General features: G+C 64.5%; 22 protein-coding genes, 1 tRNA gene and 1 pseudogene. 10 read left to right on the top strand and 14 right to left on the bottom strand.

Translation table 11 applies throughout. The annotated features are described in order from the left end of the window. The first annotated feature begins 24 nt into the window (after positions 1-24). Genes A4F85_RS04555 through A4F85_RS30985 form a run of 6 tightly spaced genes read left to right on the top strand, consistent with a single transcriptional unit; the run spans position 25 to position 2,866 of the window. Positions 25-294 (top strand): holin, encoded by a 270-nt coding sequence (locus A4F85_RS04555; protein ID WP_231890441.1) that lies wholly within the window; start codon positions 25-27, stop codon positions 292-294. Beyond that, positions 291-839: a lysozyme gene (locus A4F85_RS04550; RefSeq protein ID WP_063325777.1), complete on the top strand. Its 549-nt coding sequence runs from the start codon at positions 291-293 to the stop codon at positions 837-839. Before A4F85_RS04555 ends, A4F85_RS04550 begins: the two co-directional genes overlap by 4 nt. 1 nt (position 840) lies before the next feature. Further along, on the top strand, positions 841-1,074 hold the full coding sequence (locus A4F85_RS04545) for a hypothetical protein (protein WP_063325776.1): 234 nt from the start codon (positions 841-843) through the stop codon (positions 1,072-1,074). After that, the gene (locus tag A4F85_RS04540) at positions 1,065-1,562 is read left to right on the top strand and encodes a hypothetical protein (RefSeq protein ID WP_063325775.1); all 498 of its coding nucleotides are present in this window, start codon (positions 1,065-1,067) and stop codon (positions 1,560-1,562) included. The genes A4F85_RS04545 and A4F85_RS04540 overlap by 10 nt, the downstream gene beginning before the upstream one ends. After that, positions 1,559-1,996, top strand: coding sequence for a crAss001_48 related protein (locus tag A4F85_RS04535; protein WP_063325774.1), 438 nt, complete (start codon positions 1,559-1,561; stop codon positions 1,994-1,996). The genes A4F85_RS04540 and A4F85_RS04535 overlap by 4 nt, the downstream gene beginning before the upstream one ends. Positions 1,997-2,041: 45 nt before the next feature. Next, complete coding sequence (locus tag A4F85_RS30985; protein WP_156516928.1) at positions 2,042-2,866, top strand: Gp49 family protein; 825 nt, start codon at positions 2,042-2,044, stop codon at positions 2,864-2,866. 338 nt (positions 2,867-3,204) lie between these two features. On the opposite strand, the gene A4F85_RS04525 is transcribed toward A4F85_RS30985, so the two are convergent. Beyond that, positions 3,205-3,423: a hypothetical protein gene (locus A4F85_RS04525; RefSeq protein WP_013801634.1), complete on the bottom strand. Its 219-nt coding sequence runs from the start codon at positions 3,421-3,423 to the stop codon at positions 3,205-3,207. Positions 3,424-3,520: 97 nt separating this feature from the next. Next, the gene (locus A4F85_RS04520) at positions 3,521-3,826 is read right to left on the bottom strand and encodes an H-NS histone family protein (RefSeq protein ID WP_063325773.1); all 306 of its coding nucleotides are present in this window, start codon (positions 3,824-3,826) and stop codon (positions 3,521-3,523) included. Between the two features lie 457 nt (positions 3,827-4,283). Here A4F85_RS04520 and A4F85_RS04515 point away from each other — a divergent pair, with 457 nt between their 5' ends. Together A4F85_RS04515 and A4F85_RS04510 are read left to right on the top strand one after the other, a co-directional pair. Then, positions 4,284-8,102 (top strand): ExeM/NucH family extracellular endonuclease, encoded by a 3,819-nt coding sequence (locus tag A4F85_RS04515; RefSeq protein ID WP_063325772.1) that lies wholly within the window; start codon positions 4,284-4,286, stop codon positions 8,100-8,102. A 984-nt stretch (positions 8,103-9,086) separates the two neighbouring features. After that, complete coding sequence (locus A4F85_RS04510) at positions 9,087-9,413, top strand: tetratricopeptide repeat protein (RefSeq protein WP_063325771.1); 327 nt, start codon at positions 9,087-9,089, stop codon at positions 9,411-9,413. A gap of 59 nt (positions 9,414-9,472) precedes the next feature. On the opposite strand, the gene A4F85_RS04505 is transcribed toward A4F85_RS04510, so the two are convergent. Further along, positions 9,473-9,937 carry a ribonuclease HI family protein gene (locus tag A4F85_RS04505; protein WP_082848106.1) on the bottom strand — a complete coding sequence of 155 codons (465 nt, stop codon included), beginning with the start codon at positions 9,935-9,937 and terminating at the stop codon, positions 9,473-9,475. Between the two features lie 101 nt (positions 9,938-10,038). On the opposite strand from A4F85_RS04505, the pseudogene A4F85_RS29245 reads away from it, so the two are divergent. Continuing rightward, positions 10,039-10,640: pseudogene (locus tag A4F85_RS29245) on the top strand (glutathione S-transferase). Positions 10,641-10,710: 70 nt separating this feature from the next. Here the strand turns inward: A4F85_RS29245 and A4F85_RS30820 are convergent. The 3 genes from A4F85_RS30820 to infA all read right to left on the bottom strand — a co-directional run bounded on the left by A4F85_RS30820 (position 10,711) and on the right by infA (position 11,811). Further along, a complete protein-coding gene (locus A4F85_RS30820; protein ID WP_043820605.1) occupies positions 10,711-11,145 on the bottom strand; it encodes a YbaY family lipoprotein in 435 nt (144 codons plus the stop codon). A gap of 280 nt (positions 11,146-11,425) precedes the next feature. Beyond that, positions 11,426-11,502, bottom strand: a tRNA-Pro gene (locus tag A4F85_RS04490). 60 nt (positions 11,503-11,562) lie between these two features. Beyond that, the gene (infA, locus tag A4F85_RS04485) at positions 11,563-11,811 is read right to left on the bottom strand and encodes a translation initiation factor IF-1 (protein ID WP_012206460.1); all 249 of its coding nucleotides are present in this window, start codon (positions 11,809-11,811) and stop codon (positions 11,563-11,565) included. A 451-nt stretch (positions 11,812-12,262) separates the two neighbouring features. Between infA and asd the strand changes: the two genes are divergently transcribed. Beyond that, a complete protein-coding gene (gene asd / locus A4F85_RS04480) occupies positions 12,263-13,117 on the top strand; it encodes an archaetidylserine decarboxylase (protein ID WP_063325768.1) in 855 nt (284 codons plus the stop codon). A 45-nt stretch (positions 13,118-13,162) separates the two neighbouring features. Here asd and A4F85_RS04475 read toward each other — a convergent pair whose 3' ends face one another. The 8 genes from A4F85_RS04475 to A4F85_RS04440 all read right to left on the bottom strand — a co-directional run bounded on the left by A4F85_RS04475 (position 13,163) and on the right by A4F85_RS04440 (position 20,443). Further along, positions 13,163-13,435 (bottom strand): hypothetical protein, encoded by a 273-nt coding sequence (locus A4F85_RS04475; protein ID WP_228676869.1) that lies wholly within the window; start codon positions 13,433-13,435, stop codon positions 13,163-13,165. A gap of 87 nt (positions 13,436-13,522) precedes the next feature. Then, complete coding sequence (locus tag A4F85_RS04470; RefSeq protein WP_063325767.1) at positions 13,523-14,575, bottom strand: NAD(P)/FAD-dependent oxidoreductase; 1,053 nt, start codon at positions 14,573-14,575, stop codon at positions 13,523-13,525. Positions 14,576-14,588: 13 nt separating this feature from the next. Beyond that, entirely contained in the window at positions 14,589-14,918 is a 330-nt protein-coding gene (gene fdxA / locus A4F85_RS04465; RefSeq protein ID WP_013801644.1) for a ferredoxin FdxA, read from the bottom strand. A 164-nt stretch (positions 14,919-15,082) separates the two neighbouring features. Further along, the gene (locus A4F85_RS04460) at positions 15,083-16,465 is read right to left on the bottom strand and encodes a sulfate adenylyltransferase subunit 1 (protein ID WP_063325766.1); all 1,383 of its coding nucleotides are present in this window, start codon (positions 16,463-16,465) and stop codon (positions 15,083-15,085) included. After that, complete coding sequence (gene cysD / locus A4F85_RS04455) at positions 16,465-17,397, bottom strand: sulfate adenylyltransferase subunit CysD (protein WP_013801646.1); 933 nt, start codon at positions 17,395-17,397, stop codon at positions 16,465-16,467. The genes A4F85_RS04460 and cysD overlap by 1 nt, the downstream gene beginning before the upstream one ends. 41 nt (positions 17,398-17,438) lie before the next feature. After that, positions 17,439-18,197, bottom strand: coding sequence for a phosphoadenylyl-sulfate reductase (locus A4F85_RS04450; protein ID WP_013801647.1), 759 nt, complete (start codon positions 18,195-18,197; stop codon positions 17,439-17,441). Position 18,198: 1 nt separating this feature from the next. Beyond that, complete coding sequence (locus A4F85_RS04445) at positions 18,199-18,582, bottom strand: DUF934 domain-containing protein (protein ID WP_012206452.1); 384 nt, start codon at positions 18,580-18,582, stop codon at positions 18,199-18,201. 28 nt (positions 18,583-18,610) lie between these two features. Next, on the bottom strand, positions 18,611-20,443 hold the full coding sequence (locus A4F85_RS04440) for a nitrite/sulfite reductase (protein WP_013801649.1): 1,833 nt from the start codon (positions 20,441-20,443) through the stop codon (positions 18,611-18,613). Positions 20,444-20,768 lie beyond the last annotated feature (325 nt).

Here is a 20,768-nt window from a genome sequence, read left to right as displayed (position 1 = left end):
CTTGACTCCATCGGCACCACTGGCATGAAAGTGTCAGTGCTTGGCGCCGGCACAGCGGGGGCCGGTCTGTGGACCGCCAGTGAAGTGGCTGCCATCGTCGGCGCGCTGGTGGCCATTGCTGGCCTCATCATCACCTGGTACTACAAGCGCAAGGCCAACCGGCGCTTGGAAGCCGAGCACCTGCTGCGCCAGCAGGAGCGCCAAATGCGCATGGACCTGATGCGCGCCACTGGCCAGCCGCACACGGCATGCGAAACGCGCACGGACTTCGGCGCGCTGGAGCTGCAGGAATGAGCGGCCTACCCATGCCGCCCCGGCCCAGCATGCCGGCGAATCTGGTGCGCAAGGGCGCGATCCCGACCGTGCTGCTGGCTGCGCTCACGTCCCCTTTGGCCTTCAGCTCGTTGGAGCGCCTGGAGGGCAACGTCCTGCAGGTATACAGCGACAAGCTGGCCCGTGGCATTCCCACGTACTGCGCAGGCCGCACGGACTGGAGCGCGAAGCCCGGTACCAAGCTGACCAGCGACGAGTGCAAGGAGGTCAACAAGGCCACGCTGCTCGAGTACGGCTACGAGGTGCTGGGCTGCGTCAACTGGGACCACCTGACCGCGCAGCGCCTCATAGGCCTGACCATGTTTGCGGTGAACGTGGGCAAAGACGGCGCATGCGGCTCGCAGGCCGTGCGCCAGATCAACCTGGGCAACGTCGTGGCCGGCTGCAACCTGATCGCCAGCACACCGAGCGGCGCGCCGAATTGGTCCTTCGCCGATGGCGTGTACGTGCAGGGCCTGCAGAACCGCCGCCAAGCCGAGCGCGCGATGTGCCTGGAAGGTGCGTGACATGGTGGCGCTGATCGTCAACCACCTGCCGTGGCTGGTGCTCGCCTTGACCCTGTGCATGGCGCTCATGGGCTGGCGCCAGCACCCGAAGACCTGGGCCCTGGCCCTGGCGATCCAAGCGCTTTTTCTGCTGTGGATCCTGGCGGCGCAGGCCTGGGGCGTGCTGCCTCTGAATTGCGTCCTGGCGCTGATGTCCTGGCGCAACCACCGCAAGTGGGGTCGCCCATGGGCCTGAACACGATCACCCACGGCGCCGTGGCCGCGCTTGCTGCGCTGCTGGTCTGGTACTTCCAGGAGGCCCGGCTCGGCGCTGATCTGGCCGAGGCCCGGCTGGAAACCACAACCCAGCAACTGGCCACCAGCACCGCACAGCGCGCAGCCGACGCCCGCGTGCGCCAGGCCGAGAAGGCCATGACCACCAAATACCAAGGAGCCCTCAATGCCGCCCGTGACCGCGAGGCGCTGCTGCGCCGTGATCGTGACCACCTTCTCGCTGTTGCTGACAGCCTGCGCGAGCAATCCGCAGATGCCGCCCGGCGACTTGCCAGCGCTCCCCCCGCTGCCGTCCTTGAGTACGCCACTGCCGTCAACGCCGTATACGACGACTGCCGCGCGGCGTATGGCGACTTGGCAGCAAAGGCTGCAGGGCACGCAGCTGATGTCCAAACCTATCGGGACGCCTGGCCCGTGACCTCATCAACCAAACGCAAGGATGCACTGTGAACCATCACACCCAAGCAACTGAATTCCACTTCACCATCGGCATTACCGTGCGCGGTGTCGGCGAAAGCGAACCTGTGCAGGCATACGTGGTCGATGCCGTGCATGAGCTGGCGCACTCGCGCCTGTTCCTGTCTGGTCGCATCGGGGCAGGGGTGGTCTCCAAGCACGACAACGACCACGGCCGTGTCGTGACCACCACCACCGTGACCCGTGAACGGCGCCCGGCGAGCGGGAGCTCGCTGCCACCGCATCAGCAGCGCGTGCTGGACGAGAAGATGGAGCGCGATCAGGAAATCACCCGCCTGGACACGTTCATCCGCGAGAACGCCGTATTCCCCACACTGCCTGCAGACGAGCAGGCCCGCCTGCGCCGCCAGCTGGACGTTATGCACGAACTGTCCACGATCCTGGGCGAGCGCATCGCCAATTTCTGAGCCGTTCGGCCCGCACCGGCCGGCTGCCGGACATCGGAGAATCCCGTGAAATTCACCTTCAACACTACCCCCAAGATGATCGCCACTGCCTTCGCGGTGCTGGCCGCCGTGCTGACGCTGGGCGCCTACAAGGTCGGAGCGGCCCCGAGCGGCGCCGCGTTGCCGGTCTTCGTCGGCGTCTGCGCCTTCGCGGTTTTGCTGTTCTGCGCCACGCAGATCAACCTGGCGTTCCAGGTGCCTGGCCAGCCGGCGTCGCCCGAGCCGCGCGAGTGCACCCACCGTCAGGAGCTGGAGCTGGCCATGGCACGCGGCATGGGTGCATTGGTAGCCAATCCCAGCTACGCGGGCAAACATGTGGGCGAAAACATCCGAGATGCGCTGGACGCGATGCTGGTGCAGGCGGCCCCTGCGTCATTGGCCGAGCAGCGATGGGGAATGAGCGCATACCGCGCTGATCCGAAGCACCCGCTGGGCTGCATGGATGCGAAAGGCCTGGTGCCAACCGCAGGCGTGGACATCTCCGTCGAGGATGAAATCCAGGCCAAGGGCCTGACGGCCCCGCGCGTGACGCCGCAGGACGTCGAGGACGAAATCATGAGCATCCACTTCTTTACGGCCGAGCAGGGCGCTCGTCACCAGGATGCCGTGAATCCGCTCGACCATGGCGACGTGCCGAGCACCCTGGGCCTGCTGACCTTCTGCGTGCTGCGCCTACGCAACGGCTTCACCGTGACCGGCGAGTCGGCCTGCGCGTCGCCCGAAAACTTCGACGCCGACATCGGCCGCCGTATCGCGCGTGAGAACGCTGTGGAGAAAATCTGGCCGCTGCTGGGCTTCCGGCTGCGCGACAAGCTTGCGACCCAAATCTGACCGCTGGAGGTTCGTATTGGTCTGTTGCATTATGTTGCAAACATCCCGCGATCTGTGGTATCTCTACGCCGAATTGCCTCAGATTGCCAGCCGTGGTTTGAAGGAAATGACCAATTCACACCGGACTCACACAAACCTCTTGAGAGCCGCATGAAATAAGGGTCGGACGCGGGTTCAATTCCCGCCAGCTCCACCATCCAAGACACCGCCACACACTGATGACCTCAGCGTGTGGCGGTTTTTTTTGCCTTCAAGTGTCCTGCGGTGTCGTCGGAATCGCGCGGATTTCGCACGGGCTGCGGGAGCGGGCTCGGCAAGGAGGCTGGCCCAGGGTTGATTCAGCTGCTGCCCATGTCGGGCATGGGCTGTTGCGACAGTTCCTGGATCAGCGTGAGGCGGAAATGCGCCAGGGCCTTGGCGCCGTGCTGTATGTGGTGCAGGTCTGCCACCCCGCCGATGCCCGAGACCAACAGCTCTGGTTTGTTGGACAGGATGACTTCTATGAAGTGGTCAGCCAGTTCTGCTGCCAACAGGGTTTCTGTGCTCTGTTTGCTCATGTGCGTTTCCTCCTTGTGTTGGAAATCGCATGGTATGGCAACGCGGCGAAATAGGGGGCGCCGACTGGGAGGCATGGCCGGCGCCCGGTGTCGATTCTCAGATGGCGAGGCTTGCGCGGTCCTTGCCTTCTATCCACTTGGGCGGCTTGCCGCGGCCTGTCCAGGTGGCGCCGGTTTCTGGGTTGCGGAATTTGGGCTCTCCCACGCTGCGCTTGCTGGCCTTGCCGGGCTTGCCGGATTTGCTCTTGGCGGAGGGGAATACGTCTTCCTTCGTCAGGCCATATTGCTGCACCATCGCCTTTGCTTCAGCGATCGCATCGGTTTTCGCATTCTGGATGAGTGCGTCGATTTTTTTCTCAAGCTCGGCTTTTTGTTGCAGCAGGGCCTTGTAGTCGGATGTCATGGCAATGATGATTTTCAGTGGGAGATGCGCGTGTATATCACGGGTATGAATATTTTGTAAGTTACCAGTAAGAAAAAGAGTGTGCGGATGCGGGAATGGTCACCAGCGACGTAGCGCGTTCAGAACAGGTGATGGGGATGGTTGGGGCGACGAGGTGCGCCCAAGAAAAAGGCCAGCGGCTTGCGCTGGCCTGGGAAGAAAGAGCCGGTGCTTTTTGAAAGCTTCCTGGGGGAATGAGAGGGAGGGAGGAGGAAATGCCCCAGACCCGGCAATGAAACGGTGCAGAAACTGAAGGCGATGATGCCTGCCGTGCGCAGGCCGGCCGATGGGTGAGAGGCGAGTCTGCACGTAGGACGGAGGAGCATCTGCCGAGTCACAGGCTGGTCATCTCCATGCGCGATAAACCGGGAGTTGCGCAACCATGGGGGGGAGCGCATTGTTTTTTTATTGCGCATCCATGTCCATTGCTGCCACGCTGATTCCATTTGTTTTCAACCCGGCCAATCCGATGAGTGCGCCATTGCAGCGCCATCGTTGGCACCTGTATGGTGCGGGCCTGCTTCTTTCGGCATCTGCCGGGGTATGGGCGCAGGTTCCCTTCAACGGCACCTACACGCAGGATTTCGACACCCTGGCCGCGTCCGGGGCGGGGCTGGCCTGGGCCAATAACAGCACCTTGCCGGGCTGGTTTCTCTTCAACAAGAGCCTGGCATCCATCACCTCTTACGTCGCTGGCAATGGTGCCTCCAACACCGGCGGCTTCTACAGCCTGGGGCTGAACGCGGACCGTGCCTTGGGGGGCGTGGCATCAGGCGGGGCCTACTTTGGCAGCCCGGCACAGGGCGCCGTAGCGGGTTGGATTGCGCTGGCGGTGCGCAATGACACGGGTGGCTCGGTCGATGGCATCGCCTTGCGATTCAACGGCGAGCAATGGCGCAACGGTGGCAATACGGAACGGCAGCCCATGGTGCTGGAGTACGGCATGGGAGCCACCTTTGCCGACGTGCCTGAATGGCTGCCTGCCGGCGCGAACTTCAATTGGCAATCGCCTGTTGCCACCGGCACTGCTGCCGCCGTGGACGGCAATGTGGCCGGGCGGGTGAACAATGTGGGCGGGGATCTGCGCGGCCTGGGCTGGGCGCCAGGTGCCACGCTGTGGCTGCGTTGGGTGGAGCTCAATGATGTGGGCAACGACCACGGCCTGGCCATTGATGACGTCTCCATCACGCTGGCGCTGCCCGACACCACGGCGCCCACGCTGCAGGCAAGCATTCCCGCGGCGGCGGCGACCGGGGTGGCGCTGAATCCCGAAATCAAGCTGAGTTTCGATGAGGCGGTGAAGCCCGGTAGCGGCAGCTTCGAACTGCGCCAGGGCGCCACGGTGGTGGCAACGCTGCAGGCTGGCGATGCGGCGCAGGTGAAATTCAGTGGCTCGACCATCACGCTCAACGCGGGTGTGCGGCTGGCGGTCAATACGCCCTATAGCCTGGTTTCCGTGGGCGAGCCGGTGTTGGATACCTCGGGCAATGTGTGGACCGGCACGACGCTGGGCTTCACGACGGGAGACGAGCCTCCGGTCACCAGGATTTCTGCGGTCCAGGGCTCTGGCGATCAGTCTCCGCTGGTGGGGCAGAAGGTGACGGTGAGTGCCGTGGTGACGGCCTATATGCCTGGACTGAGCGGCTTTTTCGTGCAGGAAGAGGCGGCAGACTCCGATGGAGACGCTGCTACCTCGGAGGGCATCTTTGTCTACTACGGCAACGCCAATCCTGGCGTGGATGAGAGCACGGTGGGCAAGCTGGTGCAGATTTCCGCCTCGGTGAGCGAGTTCCGCAATCAGACCCAGCTCAGCGCCATCACGGACTTCGTTGTCCGCGGCGCGGCGGCCTTGCCGGAGCCGGTGCGCATCGCACTGCCTGTCAGCGACATGGGGCAATGGGAGCGTCTGGAAGGCATGCGTGTGGAGGTGGCATCCGCCACCGCAGGCGGCAAGCTGGTGGTGAGCGACAACCGCACGCTGGGCCGCTACGGCAATGTCACGCTGTCTGCCGATACGCCGTTGGCGCAGTACACCGAAGTCAACGCTCCCAGCGTGGCGGGCTATGCAGCCTACGTGCAGACGCTGCAGCGCAGTCAGATCATTCTCGATGATCGCTCCGGGGCCCAGAATCCCGAGTTCGTGCCGGGCCGTGGCGGCTTGCCGCTGTCGGCGTCCAACACGCTGCGCGCTGGCGATGGCGTGGACCGCGTCATCGGCGTGCTCGACCAGTTCTTTGATGCTGCCGCCAGCGAGCCCTATTTGACCAGCTACCGCGTGCAGCCCACGCAGACGCCGCAGTTCACGGGAGCCGCGCGACCTTCTGCTGCCGAATTGCACCAGGCCGTGGGAGCGGCCACGCTCAAGATCGCATCGGCCAACGTTCTCAATTTCTTCAACCTGACCGGCGCCACCAGCGGCTCTTCCCAGGTGATGTTCAACACGCCGCTGGGCAACCAGCAGGGCATTCGCGGCGCCAACAGCATTGCCGAGCTGGACAGGCAGCGCGCCAAGATCGTGGCCAATCTGCTGGGGCTGGGCGCCGATGTGTACGGCCTGATGGAGGTGCAGAACAATGGCTTTGGTCCGGGCAGCGCCATCCAGGATCTGGCCGACGCCTTGAACGCGAGTGCGGACAAGCCTGCCGGCGCCGTGTATGCGGTAGTCAAGGCACCCTTCAGTGAGGCTGCAGGCACGGTGCCAGGCGCGGGCACGGATGCCATTACCGTGGCCATCCTCTATCGCAGCGACCGCGTCACGCCGGTGGGCAGCGCAGCGGCACCCAATGTCTCTACCTACGATGCCTTCAACGCAAGCATCGGCGGAGCCCGGGTGCCGATTGCGCAGACCTTTGCCGTGGGCGGCAGCACGGAGCAATTCACCCTGGTGGTGAACCATTTCAAATCCAAGGGCAGCGTGCTCGGTGGCGCGGGCAATGCGGACGTGCTCGACGGCCAGGGCGCCAACAACGCGGCGCGCGTGAAGACGGCCCAGCAACTGAGCAACTGGCTGGCAACCCGGCCCACAGGCGCGACCAGCCCCCACGTGGTGCTGGTGGGCGATTTCAACGCCTATGCGAAGGAAGACCCCATCACCACGCTGGAGTCCGGCGGCTATGTCAAGGTCTCCCAGGGGCTGTCCTATGCATTCGACGGAATGTGGGGTTCGCTGGACCATGTGCTGGTCAGCACCAGCCTCCAGTCCAGCGTGGGGCGTGCGGTCAAGTGGGCCATCAATGCCGAGGAGCCCGAGGTGCTCGACTACAACGTCGAGTTCAAGTCGCTGGATCAGCAGGCCAGCTTCTATGCGCCCACCGCCTATCGTTCCAGTGATCACAACCCCATCCTCCTGGGGCTGAATTTCGGTGGCCAGGCGCCCTCGTTCAGTGGCGTGCCTGCCAATGCGCAGGCGGTGGTGGTGGGGCAGGCGGCCGATCTGGCGGACGTGGTGGTGGCCGATGCCGACAGCCCCGTCGTCACACTGTCCATTGTCGCCAGCGGCGGACAGGTGCTGGGCCTGGAGGATGCCGATGCTGCACAGCCCGGCATACAACTGCGCGGCAGCCCCGAACAGGTGTCGCAGCAATTGCGCGCCGCCATGTACATGGCTTCGGTAGCCGGCCCGGCCAGCCTGAAACTGAGCGTGAGCGATGGTGTCCATGCGGCTGTGACTGCCAGCTATCCGCTGCTGGCGACCGCAGCGGGCGCGGTGGACCCGGCCAATCGATTCAACATCACCGGAGCAAGCCAGATTGCGGTTGCGGGCGAGGTCGTGGGCGGTGGCGCCAACTGCCGCCTGGCCGAGCCGCCGCAGGTCATGGCGGCACCGGGTACTCCACGTCCTGGGGCGGTGGTGCCACACGGGCTGTTGAAGCTCAATACCGATGGCTGTGATGCGGGTGCGCTCGTGACGGTCAGGCTGACCTATCCGAACGATCTGCCCAGTGGTGCTGAATACTGGAAGTGGGGCCGCACGGCAGATAACACCACGCAGCACTGGTACCGCATACCTGCAACGCTGCAGGGTCGCGTCGTCTCCTTCGTGCTGCGCGATGGCGGCCTGGGCGATGACGATCTTCTGGCCAATGGCCGTGTGGAAGACCCTTCGGCCCTGGTGCTGCCTGCCGCGGTAGGTGGCGGTACGCCGGCGGCGATTCCGTCACTGAGCGAGTGGGCGGTCGCGCTGCTGAGCCTGATGATGGGTGGGCTGGCCATCCGTCTGCGCCGCCGCAACCCTTGATGCTGCCGTGAAAAGGCCCGGTCTGCACCACGTGCATGCCGGGCTTTTTGCTTTGGGGCAGGGGAAACTGCGGACAGGCATTGGCCTGACTGCGTGCAAGAGGGATGGGTGGGAGAGGATCTTGGTGTGCAGCCGCAGGCCGTTGCTTGATGATGGCCGGGCTAGGTGCGAAAGTGGCGCGTCTGCTGCTGCGGACGCCGTCTCGGTGCAAGGAATGAGAGAGATATCCAGAAACGATCGTGCTTGAAAAAAGAGCCTGGCTAACCGGCATACCGCTGGCTGGCAAAAACGACTGCAGGCTGAACTGGCCTGACGAGTCGCCCCACGATGAAACTGAACTGCTGCAACACCATGAATGCTGCAGCATGGGTTGTATGATATACGCAAACAAGAATCATTCTCAAATAAACCCAGAATTTCCTCTGGAATTAGAAAAAGCTTGTGTTTTGCGGTTTTCGCCTGCTGGGCTGGTATCTGACGTGGTGCCGCTCAAGAAAAAACGCCCCGGCTGCGGAGGCGGCCGGGGCGCTGAATGGAGCGTTCCATGCGATCAATCCAGGAAGGACACATGCTAGGGTTTTGAATGAGAGCGCTTGCATCTGCGTCTCCGGTCCTTCCTGGTTGTCAAGTGTAAATTGAAACAAGGTGCTTGATGGGGTCAAAGCAGCCGAAGTTGCATGCATCTGAGCCGTAAAGCTGTTTTTTTGTACTCCGATGCAACCGCCTCAAGCCAAATGCGCCGTGCAATGCAAAAAGCCCGCTGTGGAGCGGGCTTTTTTCTGGGAATGTGGACGATGGCTCTTACGCGACCATCGTTTTACGGCAGAACGTCTCTGCGGCTGTCACCGTTGTTTTTTTCGTCGTAGTGCACGACGCGCCGGCGTGAGATACAGCATTGCCTGCGCAGACAACCACGGGATTATAGCAGAGGCAGAATTTGCCGCTTGAGCCATGGGCCTGTGTTGCCGCAGAAGGGGTTTGAAGATGAATGAAATGACGCAAAGGCTTGAGGGCCTGCTCGCATCCGGCAAGGACTCGGCCCTGCTGCGCTGTACCTTGGGCAAGACCTATCTTGAAAACGAGGCGCCTGAGGTGGCTCATTCACACCTGGAGCGGGCCACTGAACTCGATCCCGGCTATTCGGTGGCGTGGAAGCTGCTGGGCCGGGCATTGCTGGCGCTGGGCGACGCTGCTGGAGCGCGGCGGGCGTGGAATACGGGATTGGCCTGCGCGCAGCAGAAGGGGGACGCCCAGGTCGTAAAGGAGATTGGTGTGTTCCTCAAGCGTCTGGACAGGCAGCAGGCGGCCTGAGTCGAGATCCTGCGAAAGGGTGTGGGTGCGGGTGTGTGTGTTTTGGTGCGGAGCGGGATTCACGCCTGCAAAAGAGCTTCCCTGGCCAGGGCGTCGGCCTCGGTGTTGCGGTGGCGGGGTATCCAGCGCAGTTGCACGTGCTCGAACCCGGTCAGCATGGTGCGGGCCTCATCAAAGAGGTCTGCCAGGCGCGCGATGGGCTTGATGGGGCGTGGCGATGGAGTCAACTGCTCCACCAGGATGCTGCTGTCCGTGAAGATGGTCAGGCGGCGCGCCTGCAGGGCTTGCAGGGCCTGCAGCGCGGCCATCAGGGCGCGCAGTTCGGCTTCGTTGTTGCAGCCTCGCTCGGGGCAGGGCTCGGACAGAAGGTGGCGGCGTCCGTCGGGTGCGGTGATGACGGCGCCCATGGCCATGCGTCCGGGGTTGGGTACGGCGCTTGCATCGATGTAGGCAGTCCAGAGGTCGGCATCTGAGAGCGCGGGGCCGCAGGCGCTTGGGCGTGATGAGGGCTTTTCCAGGGGCATGCCCGCATCATGCGGCAGCGGTGGAGGTTCGGTCGCATTTCTTGTCGGATGGCGCGGGACAATGCAGGTCTGCAAATCACCGAAACCGAAGAAGGCAGCGAATGATCAGGATTCTGGGCAAGTCATCGTCCATCAATGTGCGCAAGGTGCTGTGGCTTTGCGTGGAGTTGGGAGTTTCTTTCGATCAGGAGGAATGGGGCTCAGGTCATCGATCAACTCAGGAGCCGGGATTTCTGGGGCTCAATCCGAATGCGATGGTTCCGGTGCTGCTTGATGGGCCGCTGGTGCTGTGGGAGTCCAATACCATCTGCCGCTACCTGGCGGCCCGCCATGACCGGCAGCACCCGCCGAGCGCGCGCTTGTCGAGCAGTGGATGGACTGGCAGGCAACTGAGCTGAACAATGCCTGGCGCTATGCCTTCATGGGATTGGTGAGGCACAGCCCCGAGCACCAGGACCCCATGCAACTGGCCGGCAGCATGGCGAACTGGCATCGCCACATGCGCATTCTGGAAGACCAGTTGTCGCGCACCGGCGCCTTTGCTGCTGGCGCGCAATTGAGCTTGGCCGATATCGTGCTGGGTCTGTCCACGCACCGCTGGATGTCGGCGCCCATGGAGCGCCCTGAATTGCCTGCAGTCCGCGCCTACTACGAACGGCTTTGCGAGCGGCCGGGCTTTCGCCTGCATGGCGCCATGCCTTGACGGCGGTCTGGCGCCCTGCGTGACAAAGCCCGCCAGGTTTCCTGCGGGCTTTGGTTGTTCAAGGAGTGGGTCAGGGGGCGACGCGCACCAGCATCATGTCGGCCTTCGAGCCGGCACCACGGGTCAGGACCGGGTGGACGGTGTCATTGATGAAGATGAGCTGGTTGCCCTGGGTAATGCGTGAGGTGACCGTGTACTGCGCGGCAGGATTCAGGCGGCTGGGCTCGACGGGCAGCTTGAAGCTGTAGGGCGGCTTGAGGCCTTCGAGCCGCATGGACTGCTGGGATATCACCGGGGCGGGAGCATCGGCGCGCGAGGTGTCCTGCAATTCGACGACCAGCACGGCATCGGGCGCAAGCGGAGCGGGCTCCCTCAGGTCGACCGTTCCCATGACCGCAGTGACGGGCGCATTGGGCGCCGGCTGGGTCTGGGCGCATGCACCCAGCAGTGCTGCGGACATCACGAGGGCCAGGGTTGTGCGGCGCTGAAGGCTGTTGGAATTCATTGGAGCTCCTTCTTGATTTGGGAGTCCCAGTCTGGCCTGGCGCGGCTTGCGGGGCTGTAGGAGCAGGCTCAACGCACGCTGCTGCCATTTCCCAAAGTCGCATGGGCCGATCTGCTGGGTGGTTGCCAGTCTTGGCGGCAAGGGTGTGAAAGGTTTGTGCTCGTGCTGCTGGCGCTGCGCTGGCGACGCTCGGTTGAACACTTGCGATCTGAAGTGTAGACACCTTGCAGATATGTAGACAAAAGCCCCTGGCTCTTTCGAACCAGGGGCTTGAATCATTTGGTCGGAGCGGCGGGATTCGAACTCGCGACCCTCTGCTCCCAAAGCAGATGCGCTACCAGGCTGCGCTACGCTCCGACTAAAACGCTATTGTAGCGTCAAAAAAATGGGTATTTTCGCAATGGGCGAATTTTTTGCTCAACGCGAGCCAGGTCCCGGGCCGCGGTTGGCCAGGTGACGGAAGGTGATGCGGCCCTTGGTCAGGTCGTAGGGCGACATCTCCAGCGATACCTTGTCGCCAGCCAGGATGCGGATGTGGTGCTTGCGCATCTTGCCGCCGGTGTAGGCGATCAGCTGGTGTCCGTTTTCCAGCGTCACACGAAAGCGAGAGTCAGGCAGGACTTCCGTGACGGAACCCTGCATTTCAATCAGTTCTTCTTTGGCCATGTGTTCAATCTCTCAGGTCTGGGTCGGTTGCGGCACTCACTTGTCGGAACCACGAAGGCCTTGCCTGGCCCACAGAACATGGGGTACGTGGGCCGAGGCTGAAAAAGCAGTGGATGTTCTGCGCAAGAGGCGCAGACCGAACGGAAGGCCAGGTCACAATGGTGTCGCAAAGGCAAAGCCCGGCAACAGCTAAACCTCCCAATTCTACAGCGTTGCATTCCTGCGCGTGCGCGGCCCAATGCGGCCGTCGCACGCAAAACACAGGTTGGATTTTTGCTGGAACGGTGCTGCCTTTTGTCATCTGCGTTTCATCCGCGGCCTCCGGAAATCGTGCGCGTGGCTTCAAGGCGGGTATGACAAGTGCTGAAAGCGGCGGGAGGAGTGGAGGGCGAGGGGTGTGGGTTGGCTAGAATCCGCCCACAACTTCTATTACTTTCATAGCAAAACCTCGATGTCTGATCGACTTGCCGTTCTCTCCCAGTATCTTTTGCCCAAGCAGGCGCTGACTGCCGTCATGGGGCGCCTGGCCCAGGCGCGTGCTGGCGACCTGACCACGGCAGTCATCCGCCGCTTCATTGCACGCTATGGCGTGGACATGTCGGAGGCGGCCGATTCCGATCCTGCGGCCTATGCCAGCTTCAACGAGTTCTTCACGCGGGCGCTCAAGCCCGGTGTGCGGCCGCTGGCTTCGGCCGACTGGGTCTGTCCGGTGGATGGGGCCATCAGCCAGATCGGCGCCATCGAGGGCGAGCAGATCTTCCAGGCCAAGGGACACAGCTACAGCGCCACGGCGCTGGTCGGAGGCGATGCGCAGTTGGCGCGGCAATTCGACAACGGGCATTTCGCCACCATCTACCTGAGCCCGCGCGACTACCACCGCATCCACATGCCCTGTGCAGGCCGGCTGCGGCGCATGATCTATGTGCCGGGCGAACTGTTCTCGGTCAACCCGGTCACGGCGCGCGGCGTGCCGGGCCTGTTTGCGCGCAACGAGCGCGTGGTCTGCGTTTTCGATACCGACCATGGCCCCATGGTGCTGGTGCTGGTGGGGGCCACCATCGTGGGCAGCATGGGAACGGTGTGGCACGGCATCGTCAATCCGCCCCGTCCTGGACGCGTCCAGGACTGGCGCTATGACGACCAGTCCATCGTCCTGGGCCAGGGCGAGGAAATGGGGCGCTTCCAGCTGGGCTCCACCGTCGTCATGCTGTTCCCCGCATCGGCAGGGCTTCGCTTCAACGAGCAGTGGACGCATGCTGCGCCCGTGCGCCTGGGCCAGAAGATGGCCGGGCGCAACGAGGCCTGAGCCTGGATGGATGATCGATGAAACCGGGCCCAGGCCCGGTTTCTTTCAAAGGATCCAGCTCAAGGCTTCAGGGCGCCGCTGTGTGGTGAACATCGAAGGCGTGATGCTCAGCCGTTCAGGCCTGACGGGGTCTTCATGGCCGACCAGGTAGACCATCAGTTCGCGGCGGCGCAGTATCACGTGGCTGACCTTCTCGGCCTTGCCGTTTTGCGTGACATGCGTGCCGGGGCGAAACAGCGGCATCTGGAAGGTGAAGCTGCGCGGATCGGCCGGTGGCGCGATGGCGGTGTTGGGAGGGGCTTCGAGTGTGGCAACCATAGGCTTGATGTGCATGAGTGGACGCTGCCAACTCTATCGACACTGCCGCGCCAAACTGTAGGGCCGCGGGGGTGCGGCCGCGAGGAATCATGCCTGCGGGTGGGAAACGCCGAGGATGGCGTGCAGCCGTGCGCTGGTCGTCGTGTACTGCAGCAGCGGTTTTTCGCCCTGCAGATACTCGGCGGCGGCAAAGGCCGCCATGGTGGCTTCATGGAAGCCGCACAGGATCAGCTTGTGCTTGCCCGGGTAGCTGACGATGTCGCCAATCGCATAGATGCCTGGCGCATCGGTGGCCTGGGTTGCAGGGTTCACCAGCAACTGCTTGCGTTCCATGGCCAGGCCCCATTCGGCGACCGGGCCCAGGCGGGGGGAGATGCCCAGGCAGACGACCAGTTGCTGCGCCGCCAGTTCGTGCTCCTGGCCTTCGCCATCCATCCACTGCACGGCGCGCAGTTGGCCTGCATCGGCATGCAGTTGCGTGATCTGGCCGATCACCACGCGGATGGCGCCGCTGTCGCGCAGCTCCTGCAGGCGCTCCAGCAGTGCGGCCGAAGCCTGGAAGGCGTCGCGGCGGTGGAGCAGGTAGGTGGCCTGGGCCCTGTCGGCGCAGGCAATGGCCGCGGCCACGGCCTCTTCGTCGCCACCGTGGACGATGGCGGTCTCGCCGCGCACCATTTCCAGATCGGCGGGATGGTAGTGAAGCTGGCCTGCAGCCAGCAGCTCCACGCCGGGCACCTTCAGCGCCTTGGGCACAAAGGCACCCACGCCAGCCGCAATGAAGACGCTGCGCGCGTGCAGTTCAAGGCCGTGCGTGGTCTGCGCCAGCCAGCGGCCATCGTCCATGCGCTGCAGCTGGGAGACCTGCTGGGAAAGGTGCAGTTGCGCGTCCATGGGCGCGACCTGCCGCTGCAGCAGCTGGACCAGTTCATGGCCCGTGCATACCGGAATGCCGGGAATGTCGTAGATGGGCTTGTCGCCATACAACTGCGCGCACTGCCCGCCCACATGGGGCAGGGCATCGACGACATGGCAGCGAATGCCTTGCAGGCCCAGCTGAAACACCTGGAACAGGCCCGCCGGGCCCGCGCCTATGACGAGGGCATCGGTCTGGATCGGTTGCGTGCCGGAGGTGTCTTGCATGGGCTGCGCGGCTTCAGCGCTCGAGTTGATCGATCTTGCCGGGCTTGCCGTTCCAGTCGTCGGCGTCGGGCAGCGAGGCCTTGCGCTTGGTGATGCTCTTCCAGCCCTTTTCCAGCGACAGCTCGGCATTGAGCTTGATGAAGGCCAGTTGGTCGGCGGGGACGTCTTCCTCGGCAAAGATGGCATTGGCCGGGCATTCGGGAATGCACACGGCGCAGTCGATGCACTCGTCAGGATCGATCACGAGGAAGTTGGGGCCTTCGCGGAAGCAGTCCACGGGGCAGACATCCACACAATCTGTGTATTTGCACTTGATGCAGTTTTCGGTGACGACGTGAGTCATGGGAGTCTTTTATGGCAGTGTGAATGTCGGTATCAACCCGGGATTCTAAAATTTTTCAGGAGCCAGTCCCGCACATGGCATGGATTCTGGCGCGGACTGCTGCGGTTTTCCGAAAGCCCACGAGCCGGCATGTGCCGGCTCGCGAAGCGGGACTGTCCAGTTGCTCAATCCAGCAGTGCAGCGCCTGCGGTAGCGTGGCTGGCCGTGTCCACAAGGATCAGCGCACCCAACTGGCGGGCCTGGGCGAAGGGCGCTGCGGGAATGCTTTCCTGCAGCAGCAGCTCCACGCGGCCGATGGCGTTGGGCTCCAGCTGGGTGGCCTCTTCCTGGGCCAGCGTGTGGATGTTCAGGCGGTGCACCACGCGGCGGGCCTTGGCCTTGATCCAGCGGTGGCCATGCAGCGCCAGGTAGGTGCGGCCGGGGACCAGCGGCTGCTCGTCCATCCAGGCCACGGTAGCGGTCAGCTCGCGCTTGCTGGGCCATGCGGGCTGCGCTTCCTGGGCGTCGAAGTCGTCATCGGCAGCGGCCGCTGCAGCCGCAGGGGCTGCGACGAGCCAGTCACCACGCGAGACATCGACCTCGCGGTCCAGCGTGATGCCGGCCGACAGGCCTGCGTCGATGGAGCCGGGAACGCGGGCATGGTCCAGCACCTGGGCAATCACGGCCTGCTGGCCGCTGGGCAGGATCTGCACGGCGTCGCCGACGCGTGCGCGGCCTGCGGCCACGCGGCCCCAGAACACGCGGCGGCCCTGGCTGGTATCGGCCGAGGACGAGAATTTCTCCACCCATTGCACGGGGAAGGCCAGCGCCAGGCCGGTGTCGGTCGGCGTGTTGGGCAACTGCTCCAGCAGTTGCAGCAGGCTGGGGCCGTCGTAGCCGGCCCAGCCGGGCTCGGCGTTGACCACGTTGAAGCCCTTGAGGGCCGAGACGGGCACGGTGGCCGCGGAGGCAATGCCGGCCTCGGCCGTGAAGCGCTCCAGCGCGCCGCGGATGTGGACGAAGGCCTGTTGCGGGTCTTCGACGGCGTCGAGCTTGTTGACGGCAAACACCAGCGAGTGCACGCGCAGCAGGTGGGCCAGCAGGCTGTGGCGGCGCGTCTGCGGCAGCAGGGTGAGCTGCGGGTTCTTCCAGTCGAGCTTGGTGGCATCGACCAGCACCACGGCGGCGTCGGCGCTGCTGGCGGCGGTGACCATGTTGCGCGTGTACTGCTCATGGCCCGGCGCGTCGCCGATGATGAACTTGCGGCTTTCGGTGGCGAAGTAGCGGTAGGCCACGTCGATGGTGATGCCCTGCTCGCGCTCGGCCGACAGGCCGTCGGTCAGCAGCGCCAGGTCGGTCTCGCCGCTCTTGGTGACGCCGGCCAGCTGGTCCTGCAGCACGGCGCGCGTGTCCACCAGCAGGCGGCCGATCAGCGTGCTCTTGCCGTCATCGACGGAGCCGCAGGTGATGAAGCGCAAGGCCGAGGCGTTGGCGGCCGTCTGCTGTGTGGCCTGGGTGGCCGTGGAATCCGCGACGGCTGCGTCGGCGGCAATGCTTGCGGTGGTCATCAGAAATATCCGTCCTTCTTGCGCTTTTCCATGGAGGCGTCGCTGGTCTTGTCGTCCATGCGCGTGGCGCCGCGTTCGCTGACTTCGGCGGCCAGGGTTTCGAGCACGATGTCGGCTGCCGTGGCGGCTTCGCTTTCCACGGGGCAGGTGCAGGTGATGTCGCCCACGGTGCGAAAGCGCACGTCGCGCACCACGACTTCCTCGCCGTCGCGCGGGGGCGTGAGTTCGGTCACGGGCACCAGCAGGCCGCGGCGCTCCACCACTTCGCGCTTGTGCGTGTAGTAGATGCTGGGCAGGGCGATCTGCTCGCGCTCGATGTATTGCCAGACATCGAGTTCGGTCCAGTTGCTGATGGGGAACACGCGGAAGTGCTCGCCGGGGGCCAGACGCGTGTTGAACAGCGTCCACAGCTCGGGGCGCTGGGCCTTGGGCTGCCATTGGCCGAAGCTGTCGCGGTGGCTGAAGATGCGTTCCTTGGCGCGGGCCTTTTCCTCGTCGCGGCGCGCGCCGCCGATCAGGGCGTCGAAGCGGAATTCATCGATGGCCTCCAGCAGCGTCACCGACTGGTGGACGTTGCGGCTTTCGCCCGGATGGGCCAGGCGCACGGTGCCGCGTGCCATGGAGTCCTCGACGCTGCGCACGATGAGTTCGGCGCCGAGCTCTTTGGCACGCAGGTCGCGGAAGTCGGTCACTTCCGGAAAGTTGTGGCCGGTGTCGATCATCAGCAGCGGGTAGGGGATGCGGCCCTTGCCGAAGGCCTTTTCGGCGCAGCGCAGCATGACCAGCGAGTCCTTGCCGCCCGAAAACAGCAGGGTGGGGCGCTCGAAGGCGGCGGCCACTTCGCGCAGCACGAAGATGGTTTCCTCTTCGAGGGCGTCGAGGTGGCGGTTGCTGAGATGGCTCAGCACGGAGGTGTCCACACGGGCATTCATTTCTTGGTTTCCAATCAAATCGGTGTCAAACCCTGCAGGCTTCACTTCTTGGCATGCAGGCCGCATTCCTTGGCCGCTTCATCCTCCCACCACCAGCGGCCGGCGCGGAAGTCCTCGCCAAGGCTGACGGCGCGCGTGCAGGGTGCGCAGCCGATGCTGGGATAGAACTGGTCGTGCAGCGGGTTGTAGTCCACGCCATGGCTGGCGATGTAGTGCCAGACATCGCCCTGGGTCCAGTCGGTCAGCGGGTTGAACTTGGTCAGGCCCTTGGTCTCGACCTCGCTGCGGTCCACGGCGGGCACGTCGGCGCGGGCATTGGACTGCTCGCGGCGCAGGCCCGTGATCCAGGCGCTCTTGCCGGCCAGCGCACGCGCCAGCGGCTCCATCTTGCGCACGCCGCAGCAGGCCTTGCGCAGCTCGATGCTGCGGTACATGGCGTCCTGGCCGTTGTCGCGGATGAAGTGGATCACCGATTCGAGCTGCGGCCGGTAGACCTTGACGCTCAGGCCGGGCAGCGACTGTGTGCGCTCCAGCAGGGCCAGGGTTTCGGTGTGCAGGGCGCCGGTGTCCAGCACGAAGACGGGGATGTCCAGGCCCAGGCGATGGATGATGTCGGTGATCACCACATCCTCGGCGCCCAGGCTGGAGGCCTGCGTCACGGCCTCGGCGCCCAGCGCCGCAGCCTCGCGCAGCAAGGCTTCGGTGGCGGCCAGCTTGTCGGCAAAGCCGCTGCTGGCACGCCCGTTGACCTCGGTGGCCTTGGCCGATGCCTGTCGCGACAGAAAGCTTTGCGCACCCATGTCAGGCCGCCTTGACGAAGTGGGGCTCGGGATGGACGGCATCGCCCTGGTAGAAGCCGTGGAAGCGGTCCAGCTGGCGCTGGGCGTCGGCGATGTCCACGCCTTCGCGCAGCACGGCCACGTCGAAGCCGCAGCGCTGCATCTGCACCAGCTGGTCGATCAGCACGTCGCCCGTGGCGCGGATCTCGCCCTGGAAGCCCAGGCGCTTGCGCAGCAGGCGGGCCTGGCTGAAGGCGCGGCCATCGGTGAACTTGGGAAAGTTGAGGTCGATGCGCTGAACGCCGGTCAGATCCAGCGTGAAGGGATCGGCGTCATTGGCCGGGGCGATGATGGTCTGCTGGCCTTCGGCCGGGCTTTGGTGCTCTTGGGCGGCGATGATTTTCATGGGGATCTCCTGCGGCTCTCACCTGGGGTCAGGCGGCCGCTTCCTCGGTGTGCTTGGCGGGGTGGCGGGCGGCATTGCCGGCGGCCTTGAACGGGTCGATGCCCACGCGGCGCACGGTGGCGATGAAGGTCTCGAAACGGCCGCCTTCGCTTTGGCGCTGCTCGCGGTAGGTGGCCAGCAGGGCTTCGATCACGCCGGGCACTTCGGCGGCGCTGAACGAGGGGCCGATGATCTTGCCGGGCGTGGCCGGGCCGGACAGGTGGGAGCCGTCGGCGCCGCCCAGCGTGATCTGGTACCACTCCTTGCCGTCCTTGTCCACGCCCAGGATGCCGATGTGGCCGCTGTGGTGGTGGCCGCAGCTGTTGATGCAGCCGCTGATGTGCAGGTCGATCTCGCCCAGGTCCCACAGCTCGTCCAGGTCCTGGTAGCGCTCGGTGATGGCCTCGGCAATGGGCAGGGAGCGCGCATTGGCCAGCGAGCAGAAGTCGCCGCCGGGGCAGGCGATCATGTCGGTCAGCAGGCCGATATTGGGCTTGGCCAGGCCCAGGGCCTTGGCCGCCTTGTACAGCTGGGGCAGCTGGTCGCGGCGCACCCAGGGCAGCAGCAGGTTCTGCTCGTGGGTGACGCGCATCTCGCCGGCCGAGAACTGGTCGGCCAGCGCGGCGGCGGCATCCATCTGGTCGGCCGTGGCGTCGCCGGGCGCGTAGCCCAGGCGCTTGAACGACAGCAGCACGGCGCGCAGTTGCGGGTGGCGGTGCGGGCGCACGTTGCTGATCAGCCAGCGGCCGAAGTCCTTGTCTTCCTCGGCGGCCGTGCGCAGCAGGGCCAGGGTCTCGGCCTCGGCATTGGCGGGCGACAGGTCCAGCTCGGGCTCGCGGAAATTGGCGGCCACGCGGTCGTACTCGGCTTGCGTGATGGTGTGGGGACCACCCTCGACCTCGACGATCTGGCGGAATTCCTCATCGACCTGGTCGATGAAGTTCTGGCCCTCGGACTTCACGAGGATCTTGATGCGCGCCTTCCAGGCGTTGTCGCGGCGGCCGTAGCGGTTGTAGACGCGGATCACGGCTTCCAGGTAGTTCATCAGCTGGTTCCAGGGCAGGAACTCGCGCAGCACCGGGCTGATGGTGGGCGTGCGGCCCATGCCGCCGCCCACGCGCACCTTGAAGCCCAGCTCGCCAGCCTCGTTCTTGAGCAACTGCAGGCCCACGTCGTACCAGCCCAGCGCGGCGCGGTCTTCCTCGGCGCCGCTGATGGAGACCTTGAACTTGCGCGGCAGGAAGCTGAACTCGGGGTGCAGCGTGCTCCACTGGCGCAGGATTTCAGTGAAGGGGCGGGGGTCGGCGATCTCGTCGATGGCAATGCCCGCCAGCGCGTCGCTGTTGATGTTGCGGATGCAGTTGCCGCTGGTCTGGATGCCGTGCAGGTTCACGCTGGCCAGCAGGTCCATCACGTCGGCGGCCTTGGACAGCGGAATCCAGTTGTATTGGACGTTGGTGCGCGTGGTGAAGTGGCCGTAGCCGAACTTCAGGTCGGAGCCGATGCGGCGGCCGTCGTGCAGCGGGATGTCGCCCAGCCGGTCCTGGGTGGCGCGGGCCTCGGCCAGCAGGGCGGCGTCGGGCTGGTCATACTCGCGGGCCACGCGGGCCAGCACGCGCAACTGGGCGCTGGACAGTTCGCCGTAGGGCACGGCCACGCGCAGCATGGGCGCGTAGCGCTGCACATACCAGCCGTTTTGCAGGCGCAGGGGCTTGAACTCATCCTCCGAGAGCTTGCCGGCCTGCCAGCGTTCGAGCTGGTCACGGAACTGCTCGGCGCGCAGGCGGATGAACTGTTTGTCGAATTCGGTGTATTGGTACATGGCGCTTCGGATGTGGGGTCTTCGACTGCCGCCAGTGGCGGCGGTGCAGGGGTTCATTGCGTGGCACCGAGGCACTTGCGGGAAACGCGCGCAGAACCCTGCATGGACGGAAATGTAAGCAATGGCCTTATAGAAGCAAACGATTGTTTTGTCCTGCAAGTATGTGGATATGGATATAAGTGAATGGCAGCAGGCTTTGTGGGGCTGGGCATGTCAAACGCATGAGCGGCCGATATGCTTTCCGGCCAGAGGGAGGATTTCAGAATGCGAAACCGTTGTGCCGCCATCGGGCTGGCCTTGGCATTGGCAACTGCTGCTCAGGCGC

The organism is Delftia sp. GW456-R20 (genome assembly GCF_001622915.1).
GTDB classification, from domain to species: Bacteria; Pseudomonadota; Gammaproteobacteria; order Burkholderiales; family Burkholderiaceae_C; genus Comamonas; species Comamonas acidovorans.
This window is presented reverse-complemented; position numbering and strand designations above follow the sequence as displayed.

What these genes read in the sequence shown, in the direction of transcription:
- A4F85_RS04555 (WP_231890441.1), top strand. Translation starts at nt 25, where the DNA reads ATGAAAGTGTCAGTGCTTGGCGCCGGCACAGCGGGGGCCGGTCTGTGG.
- A4F85_RS04550 (WP_063325777.1), top strand. Translation starts at nt 291, where the DNA reads ATGAGCGGCCTACCCATGCCGCCCCGGCCCAGCATGCCGGCGAATCTG.
- A4F85_RS04545 (WP_063325776.1), top strand. Translation starts at nt 841, where the DNA reads ATGGTGGCGCTGATCGTCAACCACCTGCCGTGGCTGGTGCTCGCCTTG.
- A4F85_RS04540 (WP_063325775.1), top strand. Translation starts at nt 1,065, where the DNA reads ATGGGCCTGAACACGATCACCCACGGCGCCGTGGCCGCGCTTGCTGCG.
- A4F85_RS04525 (WP_013801634.1), bottom strand. Translation starts at nt 3,423, where the DNA reads ATGAGCAAACAGAGCACAGAAACCCTGTTGGCAGCAGAACTGGCTGAC.
- A4F85_RS04520 (WP_063325773.1), bottom strand. Translation starts at nt 3,826, where the DNA reads ATGACATCCGACTACAAGGCCCTGCTGCAACAAAAAGCCGAGCTTGAG.
- A4F85_RS04515 (WP_063325772.1), top strand. Translation starts at nt 4,284, where the DNA reads ATGTCCATTGCTGCCACGCTGATTCCATTTGTTTTCAACCCGGCCAAT.
- A4F85_RS04510 (WP_063325771.1), top strand. Translation starts at nt 9,087, where the DNA reads ATGAATGAAATGACGCAAAGGCTTGAGGGCCTGCTCGCATCCGGCAAG.
- A4F85_RS04505 (WP_082848106.1), bottom strand. Translation starts at nt 9,937, where the DNA reads ATGCCCCTGGAAAAGCCCTCATCACGCCCAAGCGCCTGCGGCCCCGCG.
- A4F85_RS30820 (WP_043820605.1), bottom strand. Translation starts at nt 11,145, where the DNA reads ATGAATTCCAACAGCCTTCAGCGCCGCACAACCCTGGCCCTCGTGATG.
- infA (WP_012206460.1), bottom strand. Translation starts at nt 11,811, where the DNA reads ATGGCCAAAGAAGAACTGATTGAAATGCAGGGTTCCGTCACGGAAGTC.
- asd (WP_063325768.1), top strand. Translation starts at nt 12,263, where the DNA reads ATGTCTGATCGACTTGCCGTTCTCTCCCAGTATCTTTTGCCCAAGCAG.
- A4F85_RS04475 (WP_228676869.1), bottom strand. Translation starts at nt 13,435, where the DNA reads ATGGTTGCCACACTCGAAGCCCCTCCCAACACCGCCATCGCGCCACCG.
- A4F85_RS04470 (WP_063325767.1), bottom strand. Translation starts at nt 14,575, where the DNA reads ATGCAAGACACCTCCGGCACGCAACCGATCCAGACCGATGCCCTCGTC.
- fdxA (WP_013801644.1), bottom strand. Translation starts at nt 14,918, where the DNA reads ATGACTCACGTCGTCACCGAAAACTGCATCAAGTGCAAATACACAGAT.
- A4F85_RS04460 (WP_063325766.1), bottom strand. Translation starts at nt 16,465, where the DNA reads ATGACCACCGCAAGCATTGCCGCCGACGCAGCCGTCGCGGATTCCACG.
- cysD (WP_013801646.1), bottom strand. Translation starts at nt 17,397, where the DNA reads ATGAATGCCCGTGTGGACACCTCCGTGCTGAGCCATCTCAGCAACCGC.
- A4F85_RS04450 (WP_013801647.1), bottom strand. Translation starts at nt 18,197, where the DNA reads ATGGGTGCGCAAAGCTTTCTGTCGCGACAGGCATCGGCCAAGGCCACC.
- A4F85_RS04445 (WP_012206452.1), bottom strand. Translation starts at nt 18,582, where the DNA reads ATGAAAATCATCGCCGCCCAAGAGCACCAAAGCCCGGCCGAAGGCCAG.
- A4F85_RS04440 (WP_013801649.1), bottom strand. Translation starts at nt 20,443, where the DNA reads ATGTACCAATACACCGAATTCGACAAACAGTTCATCCGCCTGCGCGCC.